This is a genomic window from Crateriforma conspicua (assembly GCF_007752935.1).
In the GTDB taxonomy this organism is placed as follows: domain Bacteria; phylum Planctomycetota; class Planctomycetia; order Pirellulales; family Pirellulaceae; genus Crateriforma; species Crateriforma conspicua.
The window spans coordinates 4,087,583-4,107,416 of sequence record NZ_CP036319.1; the positions used below are offsets into that span (position 1 = coordinate 4,087,583).

13 protein-coding genes and 1 pseudogene are annotated in these 19,834 nt (G+C 55.8%); 7 read left to right on the top strand and 7 right to left on the bottom strand.

The window, feature by feature from the left end; translation table 11 throughout:
- Positions 1–48: 48 nt before the first annotated feature.
- Positions 49–585, top strand: coding sequence for a sigma-70 family RNA polymerase sigma factor (locus Mal65_RS14935; protein ID WP_145299122.1), 537 nt, complete (start codon positions 49–51; stop codon positions 583–585).
- Positions 582–2,177: a LamG-like jellyroll fold domain-containing protein gene (locus Mal65_RS14940; RefSeq protein WP_145299126.1), complete on the top strand. Its 1,596-nt coding sequence runs from the start codon at positions 582–584 to the stop codon at positions 2,175–2,177. The genes Mal65_RS14935 and Mal65_RS14940 overlap by 4 nt, the downstream gene beginning before the upstream one ends.
- A gap of 83 nt (positions 2,178–2,260) precedes the next feature.
- Here the strand turns inward: Mal65_RS14940 and Mal65_RS27595 are convergent.
- The 3 genes and pseudogenes from Mal65_RS27595 to Mal65_RS14950 all read right to left on the bottom strand — a co-directional run.
- A pseudogene (locus Mal65_RS27595) lies at positions 2,261–2,401 on the bottom strand (IS256 family transposase); the annotation flags it as partial.
- 636 nt (positions 2,402–3,037) lie between these two features.
- Positions 3,038–4,354, bottom strand: coding sequence for a sigma-54-dependent transcriptional regulator (locus tag Mal65_RS14945; RefSeq protein WP_145299128.1), 1,317 nt, complete (start codon positions 4,352–4,354; stop codon positions 3,038–3,040).
- Entirely contained in the window at positions 4,344–5,714 is a 1,371-nt protein-coding gene (locus tag Mal65_RS14950; protein ID WP_145299131.1) for a sensor histidine kinase, read from the bottom strand. Before Mal65_RS14950 ends, Mal65_RS14945 begins: the two co-directional genes overlap by 11 nt.
- A gap of 1,165 nt (positions 5,715–6,879) precedes the next feature.
- Between Mal65_RS14950 and Mal65_RS26535 the strand changes: the two genes are divergently transcribed.
- Positions 6,880–7,437, top strand: coding sequence for a DUF4405 domain-containing protein (locus tag Mal65_RS26535; RefSeq protein WP_165701293.1), 558 nt, complete (start codon positions 6,880–6,882; stop codon positions 7,435–7,437).
- Here the strand turns inward: Mal65_RS26535 and Mal65_RS27520 are convergent.
- From Mal65_RS27520 to Mal65_RS14965, 3 genes are all read right to left on the bottom strand, one after another.
- A complete protein-coding gene (locus Mal65_RS27520) occupies positions 7,407–7,883 on the bottom strand; it encodes a hypothetical protein (protein WP_390621922.1) in 477 nt (158 codons plus the stop codon). The genes Mal65_RS26535 and Mal65_RS27520 overlap by 31 nt on opposite strands.
- Positions 7,884–8,381: 498 nt before the next feature.
- The gene (locus Mal65_RS14960) at positions 8,382–9,374 is read right to left on the bottom strand and encodes an MDR family oxidoreductase (RefSeq protein WP_145299137.1); all 993 of its coding nucleotides are present in this window, start codon (positions 9,372–9,374) and stop codon (positions 8,382–8,384) included.
- A 93-nt stretch (positions 9,375–9,467) separates the two neighbouring features.
- Positions 9,468–10,481: an LLM class oxidoreductase gene (locus Mal65_RS14965; RefSeq protein ID WP_196784188.1), complete on the bottom strand. Its 1,014-nt coding sequence runs from the start codon at positions 10,479–10,481 to the stop codon at positions 9,468–9,470.
- Between the two features lie 441 nt (positions 10,482–10,922).
- On the opposite strand from Mal65_RS14965, the gene Mal65_RS14970 reads away from it, so the two are divergent.
- The 4 genes from Mal65_RS14970 (at position 10,923) to Mal65_RS14990 (ending at position 18,319) form a co-directional block, all read left to right on the top strand.
- Complete coding sequence (locus tag Mal65_RS14970) at positions 10,923–11,849, top strand: metallophosphoesterase (protein ID WP_145299140.1); 927 nt, start codon at positions 10,923–10,925, stop codon at positions 11,847–11,849.
- A 76-nt stretch (positions 11,850–11,925) separates the two neighbouring features.
- Positions 11,926–12,456: an NUDIX domain-containing protein gene (locus Mal65_RS14975; RefSeq protein WP_145299144.1), complete on the top strand. Its 531-nt coding sequence runs from the start codon at positions 11,926–11,928 to the stop codon at positions 12,454–12,456.
- 228 nt (positions 12,457–12,684) lie between these two features.
- A complete protein-coding gene (locus Mal65_RS27000) occupies positions 12,685–15,690 on the top strand; it encodes a glycoside hydrolase family 97 N-terminal domain-containing protein (protein WP_196784189.1) in 3,006 nt (1,001 codons plus the stop codon).
- A 202-nt stretch (positions 15,691–15,892) separates the two neighbouring features.
- A complete protein-coding gene (locus tag Mal65_RS14990) occupies positions 15,893–18,319 on the top strand; it encodes an alpha-L-arabinofuranosidase family protein (protein WP_165701294.1) in 2,427 nt (808 codons plus the stop codon).
- A gap of 90 nt (positions 18,320–18,409) precedes the next feature.
- On the opposite strand, the gene Mal65_RS14995 is transcribed toward Mal65_RS14990, so the two are convergent.
- Entirely contained in the window at positions 18,410–19,702 is a 1,293-nt protein-coding gene (locus Mal65_RS14995; protein ID WP_196784190.1) for a DUF3472 domain-containing protein, read from the bottom strand.
- Positions 19,703–19,834: the final 132 nt, after the last annotated feature.

A 19,834-nucleotide genomic window follows, 5' to 3' on the forward strand; every position in this document is an offset into this window, starting at 1 on the left:
GAATGCTTCGGACAGTGAAATCGGAAGAATCGAAAAGTCCAGAGAACAATGAACTCAGAAAGCGATGACGAAACGGTCCAAGTGTTCTCTCGCCTGTTGGTTGCCAATCAGCGGCGCATCTATGGATTCATTCTTACGCTGGTCCACGACCGTGCCGCTGCCGAAGACATTCTTCAGGATGTCAGCGCTTTGCTGTGGCAAAAGTTTGACAAGTTTGAACGCGGCACCGACTTCGCCGCGTGGGGAATGGCCGTTTCTCGATTGACGATATTGAACTGGAGACGAAAACAGAAGTCTGTCCCACTTCCGCTGGACGATCAGCAATTCTCGTTGCTGGCCGACGAAGCGGTCGCGGTCAGTTGTGAGGCCGATGCAAGACACGAAGCGATGCAACGGTGTTTGCAAAAGGTCGATCCGTCGGGACGCGAGTTGCTGACCGCAAGATTCGAAATGGCGCAAAGCGTCACGTCCATTGCCGATCAACTGGGACGAAGCCGCGTCGCGATTTACAAGAGGCTGAATCGAATTCAATCGATGCTACTTGATTGCATCAATGAAACACTTCGAACCGAGGGCGTGCAATGAGTCAGTCCGCTGGTGATTGGAATCGATTCGATGAACTTGTCGGATCGCTCCGCGAAGACGATTTATCGGATGATCAGTCCGCTGAATTGCAACACTTGTTGGATTCCAAACCCGGGGCGCGTCGACGATTCGCGGAGCTGATGCAATTGACCGCGATGCTTAGCGATGACGCTCCGTCCGGCGGTTCGGCTGCAACACCTTTCGCGTCGCCAAAAATTGCGAGGAAACAAACCAATCCATGGAATCGGCAGGCTGTTGCGATGGCGCTGGCGATTTGTGCCGCAATTCTGTTGATCGTGTTTTGGCCCGGCGTCCCGGACAGGCAAGCCGAATCGCTTGCCACTGAACTGCTGGACGAAGGCGTTGCCGTCGTCACGCAAAGCTACGACGCGCGTTGGTCCGGTCAAACCCAACTGACCGTGGGATCCAGTGTTTCGCCCGGCAAGGTCACGTTGGAATCGGGGCTCATTCAACTTGAATTCTATCGCGGAGCAGTGCTGGTGGTGGAAGGCCCGGCGGAATTGGAATTCATCAGTGCCGACCGTCTGATTTGTCATCGTGGACGACTGCGGGCTCGTGTTCCACCGCAAGCGGAGGGATTCACCGTGCTTTCGCCCAATGTGGAGCTAGTGGATCTGGGCACGGAGTTTGGAATGGATGTGGCCAGCGATGGCAGTGCATCGGTTCATGTATTCGACGGCAAGGTTGAACTGTACAAGTCGGGCACGCATCGTGCGTTGGCAACGCGATTGGAATTTGGCGAAAACGAGAGCGCCGTCATTGAGGCCGATGGCGAGATTGTTCAGTCGCAGGATGCTGCGGTCGACTTTGTTTCCACCTCAAAGCTTTCCGAACTATCAGGCATGCGAGACGCCGCTCGACTGAGGCAATGGCAGGTTGGCCAATCGCAAAAGTCGAATGACCCAAGAGTGATCCTGCATTACGGCTTTGCCAAAGAAGAGCCTTCGGGGCGCATGTTGCAAAGCCATCTTACCCAACGTGGAAAGCGTGATGGTGCAATCATCGGTTGCCGCTGGACCGAAGGTCGCTGGCCCGGCAAGGACGCGTTGGAATTCAAGCACCCCGGTGACCGAATTCGTTTGCAGATTCCTGGCCAATACGATTCCCTGACTTACTCGGCATGGGTCCGAATCGACGGCCTCGACCGTCCTTTCATCGCCTTGATGCTGACCAACGGCTATGAAGTTGGTGAAGCGCACTGGCAAATGCGTGACGATGGACGGCTGCTGTTGGGTGTCAAAACTCCCGATGGCCACGTCGCCTACGACTCGAAACCGATTCTTAACATCAAGCACCTGGGACGCTGGACGCACTTGGCAACGGTGTACGACAGCCGGGCTCGGAAGGTGAGCCACTTTATCAACGGAAGCCGCGTCGGATCATCGCCGATCCAAACGGAGAACTTCAAGCTGCGTTTCGGGGAAACCGAGATCGGAAACTGGGGTACGCCGATGGAGTACAGCCCTCAAAAGATCCGCAACTTCAACGGCAAAATCGACGAGTTGACCCTGTTCGACGCTGCGTTATCGCAGGCAGAAATTCAATCGCTTTACCAGAGCGGACGCCCCTGAGCAGTGATGGACACGGAAAGGCGCCATCGGCTGTCTTAGTTCTTGTCAAGAGCGAGTGTTGGCTCGCGCCAAGAATTCTGTTCTCGGAGCATGCGTCTGGCTCCCTCCCGGACAATCTCATCGAGCGGATTTTTCTGGTCGAACTGAGCTCGAAAGGCAAGGACTTCCGGATCCTAATCCTGGTCCAATAGAACGGTATGTTGGTCTGTTTTAGTCTTGGTCATGGGCGTACTTCCTTGCCCACTTCGAGCCGCTGAGATGTTGCGATTTCAGCAGGACGCGCCACCTTTTCAGTCAGTCAAGAACACAATTTTCGACAATAACTTCGACCGAGCCGAAACTCGGCGTCGAAGACTGTTCTAGCCCAAAACTTTTTGCGACGACGACCGTCAGAACTAGGCACTGTTTATCAATTGGTAACCCGAAGCGTCAGCGAGGGGCCGAAGTTATTCATTCATCAAGAATCCCTCGCTGACGCGTCGGGTTACCGTTTTCACTGGCCTTCGTCTTGAATTGATAAACAGTGCCTAGGACGGGGCAGAATACTCAAAGCATTGAAATATCCACCTGCAAAATCTCGCTATCGCATCAGCACGTAAGGCCTAACCTATTCGTTGTCTCTCCTCGATTGAGGACGCCGGATTCAATTCAACTATCACGACCGTTCGGATCCTCCGCATGATTCGCTGTTCTTGCGACACTGCGTCGCCATTTGCGCGAATGCACTGGACGGGTGACGTTTTGGAATACAGAGATCCCGCTCATGATTCATCGGAAAGCTGGCAAAGCGATCAGGAAGTTCCTCACAGGGTTGGGTGATTTCACACCCACCGATGCCGCATTCAGCATCAAACATCCTGTCAATGTTCTTTTTCGATGGACCGGAGTTTGTTGATCAGCCCGCGGCGGCTGATACCCAGCTTTTCTGCGGCGCGAGTCCGATTCCCTTGGCACTCATCCAACGTCGCCAAAATCGTCGCGCGTTCGACTTGCGAAAGCCGCTGACCGTCACTGGGATCGGATTCCGATGCGTGCGGCTTCGCAATTTTCGGGGGAAGGTGTTGAGGCATGACCAGGTCGCCGCGGCACAATAGACAAGCACGCTGAATTGCGTTTCGCAATTCGCGTACATTGCCGGGCCACGAATAGCTCAGCAGGCACTGCGTCGTTTGCGGTGACAATCGCACGGGTCGGTGGGCGAAACCACTGGCGAATGCTTTTGCCAGTGGAGCGATATCATCGCGTCGATCTCGCAACGGCGGGACACGCAACTCCACCACGTTGATTCGGTAGAACAAGTCTTCTCGAAACTCGCTCTTCTGCACGGCCGATTCAAGGTCGCGATGCGTTGCGGCGACCAAGCGGACATCGACGTTGACCGACTGATCGCTGCCGACCGGTTGCATGTGTCCTGATTCCAAGACTCGCAGCAGCTTGGGTTGCAGCGACAGCGGAAGCTCACCGATTTCGTCCAGGAACAACGTGCCACCATCGGCCGAGCGAAAGTAGCCCTCGCGAGCATGGGATGCACCAGTGAATGCACCCGAGGCGTGCCCGAACAACTCGCTCTCGGTCAACGTTTCCGTCAGCGCACCACAGTTGGCGATGACCAGTGGCCCCGATGCACGGTCGCTCCACCGATGCAGCAAATCGGCGATGACCTCTTTCCCGGAACCGCTCTCACCAGTAATCAAAATCGGCGCGTCGGATACCGCGACAGCGGCAACCGTTTGCAAAACGGATTTCATCGCCCCGCTGGCAGCGACAATGTTGTCTGGAAGTGGCGGAAGGTCGCCTGGGTGCGCCGTGGGCTGCGCCAGTAAATCAGAAATCGCCGTTCGAAGCTCTTCCAGGTCAATTGGCTTGGCCAGATAATCGTCTGCGCCCCGTTTGATGGAATCAACGGCTTGGTGCACATCGGCATGGGCGGTAATCAACAGCACGGGAAGAGTCGGAGAGGTCTCACGGATCTTGCCAAGCGCCTCGATGCCGCTGATCCCCGGCAAGCGAACGTCCAGCAAGACAAGATCCGGTGGCGAGTTCGTAACGATCTTGAGGGCTTCTTCCCCCGAGTCGGCCAAGCGGGTTGCAAAGCCACAATCCGTCAAAAAGCCCGCCAACAGTTCACGCTGCGAAGCTTCGTCGTCGACGATCAAGAGCGTCTTTTCATTCGGCATACTCAACGCCCTCCAGTGCAAAAACGGATCCTTCACCGTCGCGGTCGCGATAGGTCGCAGACCAACCTTGGGTCACTGCGATCTTTCGTACGATGGCCAAACCTAAGCCGGTGCCCAATGACCGTGTGGTGAAGTAAGGAGTGAACAGCGATGGTGCTTGATCGGCGGTCACACCCGAGCCACGATCAGCGACTTCGATCCGGCACTTGCCATTTGCTGCACTGACCTGACGAATCTCGACGTCACGGCCATTCGGTGAGGCGTGAATCGCATTTTGCACAAGATTGAACAGTGCTTGACGCAACAGTTCGCGATCGGCACGAATCCACGTCGACGTCGCATTGTTGGAACACACCAGATTGAGTGATTTCGATTCCAGATCCGGCTCCAACAGCATGGCAAGTTCCGCAATCAAATCGCGAAAATCAACACACTCTGGTTTCGGCTGATAGGGTTTGGTGAAGGTCAAAAACTCATTGATTCTGGCGGTCACGCGATCGCATTCTTCCACCAGTAAGCTTGCTTGCCGCTTGCGAGTTTCGCTGTCATTATCCGTCGATGCGAGTCGTTCTGCCCAGCCGCGGATGGTGCCCAGCGGGTTTCGGGTTTCATGGGCCAAGCCGGCTGCGGACTGTCCCATGTCGCGGTAATGCTGTGCTTCCAACCGAAGCAGTTCGGAACGATTCCGCTCTGCAATCAGCTTTAGATTGCCACGCAACGCGAGGCCCAGTCCCAGTAGCACTAAACCGCCGGCGACCGACGTGATGCAGTGCGACCAAATCGCACCGGTCTGCAGCGCATCGGCTCGCGTGCGATCAAGCAATAGCACGGCCACGATTTGCCCGCCTTCGCGACGAAGCAAATCAAAGGATTCGTTTTCATCTTCGACACGCTCTGCCCAGAATCCCCCACGCCCCTGGCGAAAACCGCCAAGGCCGGGACCGAAGGAATCCCCTGGCTCGGCGGCCGTTGAGGGTTCAATGGTCACTCGTTCGACCAGGCGATACCCAGACGGTTGCCAGGATCCGCCGGGAATCAATGGTTCATCCGAGTGCAATCTTTCCACCTCTCCTGCACCGACGAGTGTTTCCCTCTCGGCGTTCAGGATCTCCACCGCCAGCACGTCGGGAGTCGACGCCAGTGCGTCCAGGATGACACTGAGTTGAAACTGGACGAACCGGCCCAATCGTCGGTGCGAACGAATTCCGCCAGTCAGCGCACTGGCAACCGATTGAGCCTGTTGGTGGACGGTTTCCTCGATCAACCCGCGTTCGTGACGCCACGAGAAAAATTGCCAAAGCAAAAATGCCAACCAAACGAGCGTCAGCACGATCCAACTGCTACGAAAATTTTTGGTCATCAAGTTGCTTCATCGGATGATCGATTCGGAGTGACCGTCATTCGGGTGTGAAGACTTTTCACACCTCCGCTCTGACGACGTGTCGAGTCTTGCTCAGCTCGCGGTGGATCACGTGACAATAGATCCAAAAATATCGAACTAGTAAAACCTTACAGAGTTTGTACTTACGGGCAGGGATCCGAACAACATGGGCCGTGTGGGCATCAATGGCGCCCCGCTTGCAATCGTCGGTGGGCATGACGGCACCGCGGATGTTTCATTTCGAAGCCGCGATCACCCATCACTCTTTTGGACTTTGCAACGCAGGGAAATCTCATGAACAGTCAATTCTCCATCGGTTTCGGAATCGCTCTGGCACTCGGAATCGCCGTTGGGGCGCTTTGGCCAAAGTATGGACCGACCGTCGGTCTGGAAGATGCACGGGCCGTCGGTCTGGTGAGCAGTCAGAGTGACCATCACGGCGGAGGACACCAAAGTTGCGGTGGCGCGGGCCACGCGGATCGCGGTGGATGTGGCGGCCACGGTCAGAACTCATCATCGGGTGGCTGCGATGGCCAATGCGAACCTTCGCAATCAGCCGGAACGCAGGTCGCGTCGCATCAAGGACATGGCGGTCAGGGTCGCGGCCAACGTGGTCTCAAGAACGGACAAGGACGCGGGCAAAATGGTCGGGGACAGGCTCGTCAAGGTCGCGGTCGTCGACCGGCAGAAACGCTTGTGTCTCGCGGAAGCGGTCGCCAGGGCCAAGGGCAAGCCGGAAATCGACCGCGACATGAAGTCAACGCGATCGTGGAAACTCATCAAGACCACAGCGGCGGTCGATGCAGCGGCGGGAGCTCGTGCTCTGGCGATGCGGCCCTATCCAGCAAATCGCAACATGGACACTCCGCCGGCGTCTGCAGCGGTGAACATGGCGACCACGGTGCGTGTGGTGATCGGGGAGAACACGAAGCCAATGATGACATCGTCGACAGTCACGAACACGGCCACGGTCCTGGGTTGGGTCTCGGTATGGGACTCGGACGTGGTTGGGGACGCGAGCTCGCGCGAATCGACACCGAGACCCAATCGGAGGAATCGGCGGTTCAGCCGAAGGACGTTGATTGATCCCTATTGGAAACGCCGACCTCATCCCGCACGCCAACCACCAAGACGAAAGCAAATCATGTCAACCGCAGCCACACCATTAGGTCCGTCTGTACCTGCTTCGACTGGAAGCCTCCCCTCTAATCGTTCGACCAGAGCCAAGGCCAACTCGGCGGTCGATCGGCCGTTCAGCTTGCGAGGCTTCACGTCGATGTTAATGATGATCGGCTTGGTGGGACTGTTGCTGACAGGGTTTGTTTTATTCATCGCCCCGCGCGGGCGATTCGCCAATTGGAATGATTGGGCCGTGCTGGGACTGAGCCGGCAACAATGGATCTCACTTCACATCAATGCCAGCGTTGCCTTTACGGTCTTGTCGATCATCCACCTGTTCATGAACTGGTCGCGCTTGGTCGGTTACATCAAGCGCAGGTCAAAGCTGCAAGTCAACATGAAACGCGAACTAGCGGCGGCGTTGGCCATCACGTTGACGATCACATTGGCGACGATCTTGAATCTAAGTCCAATTAGCCTGCCGATGGAACTCCGCGGAGAAATCCGCAACTCCTGGGAGCGTCCTACGATTCAGTCCGCAGAAGTCTCGCTTCAAGAAAGTGTTGGCAGTTCCCAACCCTGACGACGGGGCAATTCCAGCAGAGCGCTGGCTTCTTCATCGTCCGAGAATCTCTCGGCAACGGGATCCCAACGCAGGGGGCAGTTGAGTTGTCGCGTGATGCCAATCCGATGGTACACCGTTGAAGTTTTATGCCCGATTTCGACTTCGGCATTGGGGCGAGTTCGCGTTTTGATCGCGTCCAGCCAGTTCTGGGGGAAGATCAAAGGGGACGGGAAGATCAAAGGGGACGGGGGTCTTTTAGGTCTTCGAGTGGCACTCGCCAAAGATGAGAGCGCTGTCGTTGAGGCCAACGGCAGGTTGGCCAATCGCAGAAGGCGAGTGAGCCGTTTTGAGTGCTGCGTTGTGTCGGCGTGCTGCGTTGCGTCCGTCTTTGCATTCGAGCTTCGGTGGCAAGTCGGTCGAGATCGTTGGCAAGCGATCCTGACACGCCCCGGCTGCGCTGGCACCCTCTGTGAGCGTTTAATCCGGACTCTTTTCGGGGGAGAGTGGATGCACCGCTACCGGAGTTGGGTGCTGTTCTGCTTAGGTAGAAGAGTGCTGAACGAAACTTCGAAGCGTTGGATACGACGATGATCGCGCCTGACGAGTTCGATCTTTCCCAGCGAGACGCCGCGACCGATTCAGAATGCCCGACGAATTCTGCGGTGAGCCCCGACCATCTGCAAGCGTCACCGAGTGGCTGCTGTGGCTCTGAAGCAAACAAATGCGAACGGCCAAAACCGCCATCCCGTTGCTGATCACAGAACGATGTCGTGAGTCAACCAGGGGCGTCATTGTTGAAGTTGCGTTTTTCGGGTAACTCGACGCGTAAGCGAGGAGAGAATGATGTTGACCTCGCCTCACGCACGCTTCGGGTTACCAAAAACACGATGCCTCGGGTAAATACGCAACTTCGAAACTTACGCGTCGGGTTGCCATTTGTCGCATGAGTTCTGTGCGTCTGCTTAAGCGTTCACATCGACCACGACACGTCCTTTGACTTGTCCGTCAAGAATGTCTTCGCCCAGTTGGGGAACATCCGCCAGAGTTGCCAGCCGAATGGTCGTTTGCACTTTGTCCATTGGCAAATCTTTAGCAATTCGCTGCCAAGCTCGCATCCGGGCATCAAACGGTTGCATCACACTGTCGATTCCCAAAAGGTTGACACCACGAAGCAAGAACGGAATCACACTGGCGGGCAGCTTCGCGCCACCGGCTAGCCCGACTGCGGCGACCGAAGCGCCGTATTTCAACTGCCCCAAGATGCGGGCCAGCATTTCACCACCGACCGCGTCGACGCACCCCGCCCAAGTCTCCGATTCCAATGGCCGCTTGGTCACGTGGTCCAATTCGTTTCGTTCGACAATGCGACTTGCCCCCAACGAAAGAAGATAGTCGGCGGTTTCCGGCCGGCCCGTCACCGCGGCGACTTCGTAACCGAGATGACCCAGGATCGTCGTGGCAATGGACCCGACGCCGCCGGCGGCACCGGTGACCAAAACGGGTCCCTGGTTGGGGGTCATCCCATGGTCTTCCAATGCATTGACGGCCAGCATGGCGGCGATCCCGGCGGTACCCACGGCCATGGCTTGCTTCGTCGATAATCCATCCGGCAACGGCACCAACCAATCGGCGTTGACGCGGGCCTTTTGCGACAGACCGCCCCAATGGATTTCACCAACGCGCCATCCCGTCAAGACGACTTGATCGCCAGGCTTGTATCGTGAATCGCTGGATGTCTGCACGGTCCCCGCAAAGTCAACGCCCGGCACATGGGGATACTGCCGAACCAGACCGTTCTTGGGCCTCATGCAAAGCCCGTCCTTGTAATTGACGGTCGAATAGTCCACGCGAACGGTCACATTGCCTTCGGGCAACTGATCTTCGGTCAAGGCTTGGACGGAAGCACTGACGCTATCTTCACCGGACTGTTCAACGACGATCGCATTGAATGTCATAAGATTTTCTGAGGCTTCGATGTGAATGGAAAGTATAAATTTGAAAGCTTGGTGTAGGCCGACCTGCACGAAGGCGTGACACCCCGATCGAATTCAGTGGCCAGATGGTTTGGACCGTTCCGAGAATTCGGGCAAGACATCATCGGCCAAACGCGACAGCGTTGTTTCGACGTCGGCTTGGTTGAAACGCAGATTCAAGGCGACGTGGTTCACGCCCATCGCTTGGCGTTTTCGTAGGTAATCGAGCAAGGCATTGACTCCTAATCGGAAGCCCAAATGAATCGCCCGCGGCTCCGCATCGGGGTCTTCGGCCAAGTCGATATACAACGGCTGCATGACCGGCTGATTGGGACGCCCGGAATCCCGAAGACCTTGACGCCACTGATCGATTGCGTGTGCCATCGCACTGGCCGAACGGGGATAGGTCATCCAACCGTCACCATTTCGCATCAACCATTCGGAACTCTGTTGACTTCCACCGGTAATCAACATGGGTAGCTTTCCCGCGGTCGGCTTGGGAAGCATGTCCATGTTGCCAAGCGAACGACCAAAGTGATTGTCGAATCGCGGATAACGATCGCTCATTTGACGGATGTAGGCAAAGCTTTCACGAAACCTGGCGCCCCGATCCGCAAACGGCATATTCAATGCTGGGTATTCTTCGGGGCGGTCGCCCGATGCGATGCCCAAGATCAGACGTCCACCGGAAAGCACATCGGCGGTCGCCCCAGCTTTGGCCACGTGCGCCGGATGTCGAAGCGGCAGAATCACGCTGGCAACGCCCAACGCAATCCGATCCGTGGCTCCCGCCAGCAGGCCCAGGTACACGAAGGGGTCATAGTTCTGTCCCGCATCACCGAACGAGGGCACATTGAAGGGAACGTCCCGCAGCCAGATTGCCGCGAACCCCAGCGATTCCGCAAGCCGCACACGTTCGATGTGGCGGTGCATCTGGGGCACAGACGCTGCGCCGTGGTTTTCGATCGGCACGACCAAACCAAGACTCAGTCGGCCGGAGCGGAAAACATCGTTGTAGCCACGATTGATCGTCTCGAATTCCGTCTGAATTTCGTTCAGTACCGTTGGCATGCCGTCTTTCACGTTCATCCTATCGTTTCGATCCCACGGTTCAGCGGGAAGAAAACCAGCTTTCGAAGGGAGAGTCGAAGGTAAAACGTCGCAAGCGGTGTGCCAGAGTCCGTCGCCCGTGCCCACGGAAGTTTTCCGCGGCAGATTTTCGGCACTGAGTGGGCGGACAGGACTCTACAAGTTCAGTAACCCGACGCAAAACGACTGTCCGCATAGGCCTCAGCGCATCCATTGTCCACCTGCGAACAGACAGCGAAACACAATTGTCGGTATGTGCACAACCGATACGCCGCCGTTCCGCAGCCAACGCATTTCTTGATTCGCCGGACTTGCGTCTTCGTCTCGCAACGTCAAAACGATTCGAATATGCTGCGTGGACGAAAGTGGTCTTGAGTTTCAGGTGAAATGAGTTCGCCGGTGCGGCGGCTGATATCGAGTTCGACAGAAAATGGATTTTCGTTGTCCAAGCACTTTGACATCATCGGTGACATTCACGGACACGCCGATGCGTTACGCCGCCTGTTGACGGAACTTGGATACCACCGACACGGTGATGGTTTTCGTCACCGCGATCGTACCGTACTTTTCGTCGGCGACTTCATCGATCGCGGTCCGGCCATCGCCGATGTACTGCGGATTGTGCGTGCGACAATCGACGCCGGCGACGGACTGGCGGTGATGGGCAACCACGAATTCAATGCCATCGCATTCCACACTTGCATCCCAGGCACAAACAATCGCTGGTTTCGCGAACGTTCATCGAAAAATTGCCATCAACACAAGTCCACTTTGGATCAGTTGTCCGCCAACGAGTTGTCCGACGCGGTCGCCTGGTTTTCAACGCTTCCTGTGGCTATCGAGATCGATGGAGTTCGTGTGGTGCATGCGGCTTGGCAAGCATCGCAGATCGAAATCATCCGACATTCGCTCCAGACGTTCGGGAGGTTCACGGTTGAGTTTTTGTCCGAAGCGATGCGTCCTTCCAGAGACCTGCACGCCGCAATCGAGAACGTGTTGAAGGGCCCGGAATTGGCCCTGCCGGCGGGTCGTCACATCGTGGACAAGTCCGGCCAGAAACGGAACACCGTCCGAGTGAAGTGGTACGAGGCGTTCACGGGTCAAACCTGTCGCGATTTCCACCTAGGTTCCGACGACGTTCCCGACGTCACAATCGATTCCGCGGATGTGCATTGCCCGTTTGGGTACCCGCCCGATGCTGCGCCGGTGTTTATGGGACATTACTGGCTAACCGGTACACCCAATCCCTTGGCCAGTAACGTGGCATGCACCGACTACAGTGTCGCCAAAGGTGGAAAGCTGGTGGCGTACCGATGGGACGGAGAGTCCGAATTGTCATCGAAGAAGTTTTGCTGGGTTTCCTCGTAATGACCGCCAAACGTTTTTGGTCGTGCTCCACATCGAAACCCCCACGCTGCGGCAATCTTTGAAGTAAAGGAAGACCATGCTGGATTGGATCAAGGTGGCCGGAAAACTGGCTTATGACCGCCCGACACGCGAGCGGTTGTTGGGTTATCGCCCCGTGGTCATTTGCCTGATCCAGTCGCTGCAACGGGATGTTTATCTGATGGTCCAACCGGCTGCGGGGCGAGGCACTTGGATGCCACCGCAAGAGGGGATTCCACCCAATGTTTCCGTCGAGCAGGCGACAGCACAGTGCCTTGACGTGGAACTTGGCATTGGGCAAAGACAATTGCATTTTCGCCGATCGGTTTGGCTGGGTCGCAAAGCCATTCCCGAACGCGAAGGCAGCCGCGATGTGGAGTTTTCCATCCGCCCCATGCAGGGCAAAGCGTATTACGGGGCACTGATCAAGGTTTCCGAAGAAACGTCAATCGTTTGCAATCCGGCGGAGGTAGCCGATCATCGGTGGATGACGGTGAACGAAGTTCGGCAGCAATTGGCGGGCAACTCGATACGCAAACAACAGTTGTTGCGTGTACTGTTTGCAAAGCTGGTGCAGACGGAATTGTAGATGCGGCTCCCCATCTGCTGCGGTGATTTGTCGGTTTTTATGTGACGGTCGCTAGGAAGCCCACACTAGGACAATTGGCCAGATAAAATCGTCACCGACACCAGACCAAATCAGTCGCCCATGGCCGGGCCGACAAATCATGATTTCATCATTCGTACATCCAGCTGTGCGGATTGCTTTCGCCGAAGCCAGCCGCAGACTCTTGACGCGTTTTCGGACGCCAAATCAATGAATCGTTGCCTACCCGTCTATTTCGCAATCACTTGCTTCACTTTGACAGTGCCCGCCCGGTCATATGCGGAATTCAAACACCCTGGAATTAGCCACACGGCTCGCGACATCGCCTTCGTTAAAGCCAAACTGGCGTCCGTCCATCAGCCTTGGGCAGACGCATGGGAAGACGTGCGGTCGTCACGGCATGCCGATCTGAATTGGAAACCCACACCACATGCCCATGTGGAACGCGGCCCGTACAACCGACCGAACATCGGCTCATCCGATTTCAGCAATGACGCAAACGCCGCCTATCGGCACGCCGTCCTGTGGACATTGACCGACAATCGTTTGCATGCCGAGAAGTCCGCAGAGATTTTGAACGCATGGTCCAGCACGCTGCGATCCGTGTCCAACCACGACGCGCGTTTGTTGATCGGGATGGAGGGCTATGAGTTTTGCAACGCTGCGGAATTACTGAAGCACACGTGGGATGGCTGGTCGCCACCAGAACAAAAACGTTTTGCGCGCATGCTGCGTGAAGTGTTTTACCCGATCATCAAAGACTTCTATCCCTCAGCCAACGGCAATTGGGACGCATCAATGATGCAAACCATGCTGGCGATGGGCGTGTATCTGGATGATCAAGCCATGTTCGATCGCGGCGTTACCTATTTCCTGCACGGCGAAGGAAATGGTGCCATCGGGAACTACTTCAAGCCATCGGGCCAGTGCCAGGAAAGCGGGCGTGACCAAGCGCACACTCAAATGGGCTTGGACTTTCTTGCCTGTACCGCAGAAATCGCTTGGAACCAAGGGATCGATCTTTATCAGGCGATGGACCATCGACTGCTGGCGGGTTTTGAATACACGTCCAAATACAATTTGGGTTTCGATGTACCCTACGAGGCTTACCGAAGCTTCGAGGGTCGTTATCACTACAAATCCATCTCCGATGACAGTCGCGGACGTTTGCGACCGATGTACGAAAAGGTCCTGAATCATTACGAGGGCCGTTTGGGTCTAGATGCACCGTACACTCGGATGGCCGCAGTCAAGCTTCGGCAAGACTTTCAAACGCAGTCGCGTCCGGATGAACGGGCGGGCGTCGACCGTGATCGCGAAGAAACGCCGCGACGACGCGAACGTAGGCGTCGACCTCGGCAGTCGTCCGCCATGGAGACATTGATGTTTTCCGGGCAAGCGGCAAACCTAATGAATAATTCGATCGTCGTGATGTCGCCATCGCAAAACCACGCGATCCACTTTTCTGTGATTTCCGGAACGCCACACTACAAAGTCACCTACAAAGGCCAGACCGTCATATTGAATTCATCGTTGGGCCTGGACACCAGCGGCGGATATTTCCAACCACCCTATGTCGTTGAAAGTACCGAAACGAACAGCCAACAGTCCAGCTGGAAGCCGGTGGTTGGATCCAAGAGTCGTTACCCCGATGCCTACAATGAGTGCATTGTTCACTTGCAATCATCTCAATCGGATGGCTCTGACAATGACGTTGCCGACCAAAGTCCATGGCGGTTGGACCTGGTCTTTCGTGCCTACGACGAAGGCGTGGCGTTTCGCTATGCGATCCCTGATCAACAGGAACAGACGGACCTGAACACCCAATCTGAAAACACCCAATTTCAGTTTACCGGTGATCACGACGTCTACTGGGATGATTACCCGCAAGCGGAATACAGCAAGGTTCGTTTATCGCAAATGGGCGATCACGCTATCCGGCCTTTGCTGGTCGAAACCGAATCTCATTTTGTGGCCATCGCCGAAGCGGGGGATTTGGAGAACTACGCTCCGCTGTCGTTGGATCGAAGTGGGCCGAATCGATTGGTCAGCCGTTTCAGACACGCGACGGTGAATGCACCGCTGCCCGTGGCGACGCCTTGGCGTGTCGTGATGGTGGCGGAGCAGCCGGGGACATTGGTTGAAAACCACTACCTGCTGCAAAACCTTTCGCCGCCTTGCGCGTTGAAGGACACTTCGTGGATCAGGCCTGGCAAGGTTTGGCGCAGCAGTCTGACCACCGCCGGTGCGAAAGCCATCGTCGATTACGCCGCCGCCAACCAATACCAGTACGTTCACTTTGACGCTGGCTGGTACGGTCCGGAACGTGACGCCAAATCGAACCCCGTAACTGTCATTGATGACATCGATATGCCGGAAGCGATCCGATACGCCGACGAGCACGGAATCGGCGTCATCTGTTACATCAATAAGATCGCGATGGCCAGGTATGACTTGGACAATACATTTCGGACTTATCAGCAATGGGGTCTTTCCGGAGTCAAGATGGGATTCGTCGATTGGCGCAGCCAGTCTGACATGCGTTTCCTGTATTCCTGTATCAAGAAGGCCGCGGAATATGAATTGGTCGTGGACATTCACGACAATTTTCGTCTGACCGGCATCGAACGCACCTACCCGCACTTGCTGACCGTCGAAGGCATTTTGGGGAACGAAGAACGCGCCGATCGACGCAATCCACCACAAAACGTTTTGACCACATCCTTTGCACGAATGATTGCCGGTGCCGGTGATTACACACCGTGTTTCTTGAACGATCGCGTGACCAGCCGGTCATTCCAATTGTCCCTTGGTGTTGTCTTTTACAGCCCGCTGCAGTATCTGCATTGGTACGATCAAGCCGATCAATACGCGGGCAAGTCTTTCCCAGAGCTGGAATTCTGGAAAGCGATGCCGACCACTTGGGATGATTCGAAAGTCATCCAAGGCGTGGTGGGCGAATCCATGACGGTCGCCCGCCGCAGTGGTGATCAATGGTTCGTGGGAACGATCGTCAACGAAGCGACGAAGCAGCAGATTCCCTTGGACTTTTTGGATGCCGGTGACTTTACCGCGAAGATTTTTGCAGAAGATCCACGCGACAAGCTGAAAGTTTCGATCCACACACGGAAAGTCACCGCCGACGATGTGATCACCGCATCCATTGGCCAGGGCAGCGGTCATGCAATCTGGATTTTCCCAACCGACCAACCGTAGCCGGCCGACAACGGTCGCAGGATTGGCTTCTGCGTTGGAATCTGCGGCACCATTGATCCAATGTCGCACTTCAGGAAGCAAACTGCATCAAGTTGACGCATCGCTGGAAGAGCAGGACCAGAGGTACGATGCTTGGTGACCGAATTGCATGGGTTCACACACCACTGCGGTGCCGTCGTCCAGCGTCAAAGGAATTTCCAAGATGCGTCCCGGAATCGTTTTCTGTCTTGCTTTGTTGTCGTTGGTGGCTTTCGTTCAAATTGGAGACAGCGCCCAGGCTGAATCAGAGCCAGGTGAACTCATCCTGCGCGAGACCTTCGAAGACCCGACGTTGCCCGCATGGCAGGGCGTACGAAATGACAAAGCACATGTCACCAGAGTGATCGGTCCCAACGGCAATCCGGGGATCAGCATGACGGTCGATGCCGGAGTCACACGCATTTTTACGCGTCGGTTGCCGATCGATAAGGTCGCCGGGAAGCCAGTTCTGATCGACATTTGGCGTAAGGCCGACAATGTGGTCACCGGCCGGGAACACTACTACAACGCCAAAGCCATGCTGAGCTGGAAGGCCAGGGGTGCCAAAAAACCGGAATACTCAGGAACCGAATTCAGCGACTTCTTCGGCACGTTCGATTGGCAACGGCATCGCTACGTCGTCAACATGCCAGAGGATTTGGAATGGGCCGCGGTATCGATTGGGATGCAAGCCTGTTCCGGCAAAGCATCGTGGGCAGATCTTAAGATTCGCGTGGACCCCCGTTTTGTTGATCAAGCATCACTGGAGCATTTTTTGGCAGATCAGCAACGCCGTGCCTTCGAATCGCTGACGGCAGATTCATTGACAGTGAAACGCCTGCCCGGCGGAACCGTTCAACTGATGATGGACGATCTTCATGTCCCCAAACAGTATTGGAACGCCGACGCAAGACAGGTTTTGTTAGCTGGAGCATCCGCGTCGTCGGGACCGCGTCCCCGTGCGGCTGAGGACTTCGCGTCCAAGCTGGCCATTGCGTTTGACGCCCGCGCCGATCAATTGCAAAAGGATCTTTCACGTCGATCAGGCCAAGCACTCAATGACCGTGTGTTGGAGATCGCTTGTTTGCGTGAGCGCACTTCCCAAATCATCAGCGGTGCTGATGTTCCGTCACGGGTGACGTTGACTGCAGATCCGTCAACGACATTCCCGGTCGCGCCATTGGTGTTCGGCAACAACGTCAACACGCAAAACTTCAACGAGATTTTCGATTCGCAGAAGGGAAGTTTCCGTCAGCCTTTCCTGGATCTTTTTCGGCCGATGGGAATCACGTTTCTGCGGTATCCGGGAGGATGCAACGCCGACATTTTCAATTGGAAAGATACGGTCGGCCCGGTGGAACATCGCAAAGAAATCTTGAACTATCACGACGGCACCGGGCGAGGCGTCGCACGATTTGGTGTCGATGAGTTTCTACAATTTTGCCAACAGGAATCCATCACGCCGATCATCACCACGGCATTCTGCAAAGATCATCCGCAGCGGATTGACCCGAAAGAGCATCCCAAAGGTGTCCGCCATCCTTACGTGTTTTCCTACCTGAAGACAGCGCCGCAGCGTGTCCAATTGGCGGCGGATTGGGTCGAGTATTGCAATGGTTCCGTCAACACAACGTTTGGCCGACTGAGAGCACAGAACGGGCATCCCAAGCCGTACGGCGTGAAGTACTGGGAGGTTGGGAACGAATCGTACGGCCCCGATCCGACAGGATCCTGCACGGCCGATGAATATGCCAAAGCCTTTCCGAAGTACGTTCGAGCGATGAAAGAGCGCGATCCGTCCATTACTGTTGTGATGAATGGATACAGCCAGCCTGAGTGGAACGCCACCGTTTTGGCAAAGGCCGGACGCTATGCCGACGCGTTTCAATTCCACATCTATCATTCCCCGCGACTTCAGCTGGACAAGAACACGATGGAAGCTCGACCGGACCAGTTCAGTCCGGCCACGCGAAGTGCCGACAGGATTCCCGCGTTGCTGAATGATGTCGAACGGATCATGCAGGAGCATTTGGGGCACACTTTGCCGACGATCATCAGCGAATTCGGAATGGGCAACACAAAGGACCGCGAGTTCATGACATCCGTGACTTCGCCGGTTTTGGTTGCCGACATGTGGCGGACGCTGATCGAATCGCCGCTGGTGGTCGGTGCCAACAAATGGTGCTTGTACACCGGATATTGGTTCTCGCAAATCCTGGGACCGACCACTGCAGATCCTGATGCTGCGTTTTACGGACGGCCGGAACATGCGATGCATTGCATTTACGCATGGTGCCGCGGCAAAACACGATTGGCGGTGAACAACGAGCAGAGCGACGGCGTGAAAGCCGTTGTTTTTCAGCGGCCGGACAGTTACGGCGTGGTTTTGATCAGCCGCGAATCGGCGTCCTGGCAGTCGCTTCAACTGGGCTTGCCCGGCATCGCCAATGAACAAGCGGAATGCCTGATGATGACCGCTGGGCACCCGCTGCTTGGTAACGAACAAGACCCGAATCTGGTGCAGCCGTATCGGTTCGACTTTCGCTACGACGCTGATGAACCGATCTTGGTGCCGGCCAATTCGGTAATCGGACTCGTCATTCCGAGATAGCCGGGCGGATCATCAAGCCGAATTGACGCTGTCCAGCAGAACAACGGTTTCGCAGGTTACACGAATCCGTGACATCTCTCGCCTCGGCGACTATCGCGGCAAGTTTTGCCAGTCGATTTCGGGCTGAGTGCGGGGCGTGGATTGCCGTTGGAAACGTTGATCCAGTTCGACGGCATCCGAAAAGAAGCCACCGTTTTTTAGATAGAAGACTTTGCCGTCAATGCCGCCGGCGAAATCAAGTCGGTGTCTTCCACTTGCGGTATTGTCTCCGGTGAACTTCGCGTCGGTGACTTCGTGCCAGTTACCTTGAACATCACCGACCCATTGATTGCCGTATTGCGCAGATCGCTGAACATGTCCCATTGCGGGGGAGAAGTTCTCCAGGAACGAGTGAAATCCCGAAAGGTGCTTGTCGGTCTTCGGCCTTTGGAAACTTGCGATTAGTTTCCATTCCTTCTTTTCCTTGTCGCCGAACCACGACGTGTATCGCGTGTTGCCGGAACCGTCGGGCACGACTTCGGTCAAGAACCGATACGTTCGACCGGCTTTCCAGGCGTAGCGTAGGAAGCTTTGACCACCCGATCCTTCGTTCCCAAAGTCCCTCGCAATCACATCCGTTCCCTTGGCAAGCGTCAACACGCGATCTTCCTTCGGGATTTTGGTGGGATCATCGGTACGAAAGGGACTCCAAACCGAAAACAAGACTCGTCGTTCAGTTTCGCTGTTCACCTGCATGCCAAAGTAGCCTTCGCCGAATCCATTGGCCATGAAATACGAGCCGATGGGATCTTGGCCAACCGGAACCGTGATTTCGCTGTAGGCGTACTTCAGGTCAACGTTTCGCGGAATCCGATACGCAAGGTGAACCGACGGACCACGGCGTCCCCAGTAAAACATGTTGCCGTCGTTGTTCTTGACAAAGTCCAATTGCAAATCATCGCTGGCGGCTTCGACAATCAATTGCTCGATCTGTGCCGGACCGGAACCATCGGTCAATTGCAGATCGACTCGCATGTAACCCGACGGTGCCCGAACCGTTCCGACTGTCGCCGAAGATTTTTGACTTGTCGCCAATTCACAGCTCAGCATCTGGTCACCGACCATGACCCCAACAGTGCTGTTGTCGCCAAGCGTTCGACCATCGACTGATAGTTTCAGCTCGGAATCGGAACTGACGTGAAAGAACACCGAATGAACTTGGTCGGCATCGCGCAAGATCAAAACACCATCGCGTCGCAACGACCGGTCGTGCGTGTTCGGATTGGCGGGAAACGCGTTCCCGGCCACGGGGATCTGCCACTGTTCTGCCTGGACGATTGTGATTCCCATCGCGCTGGCGGCCATCACCGGCAGAAGCAGGGAAGCGATGAATCGAATATGCATAGCGGTCTTCTTCGGTTGGTCGGGATGACAGGACAGCCATCCAGAATCGACGAAAATTGGGTGCTTGAACAGACAACGGGACGTTGCCCCCCAAGGAAAAGTCGATCGGGCACAGCCGGTCGCCGCACGTCA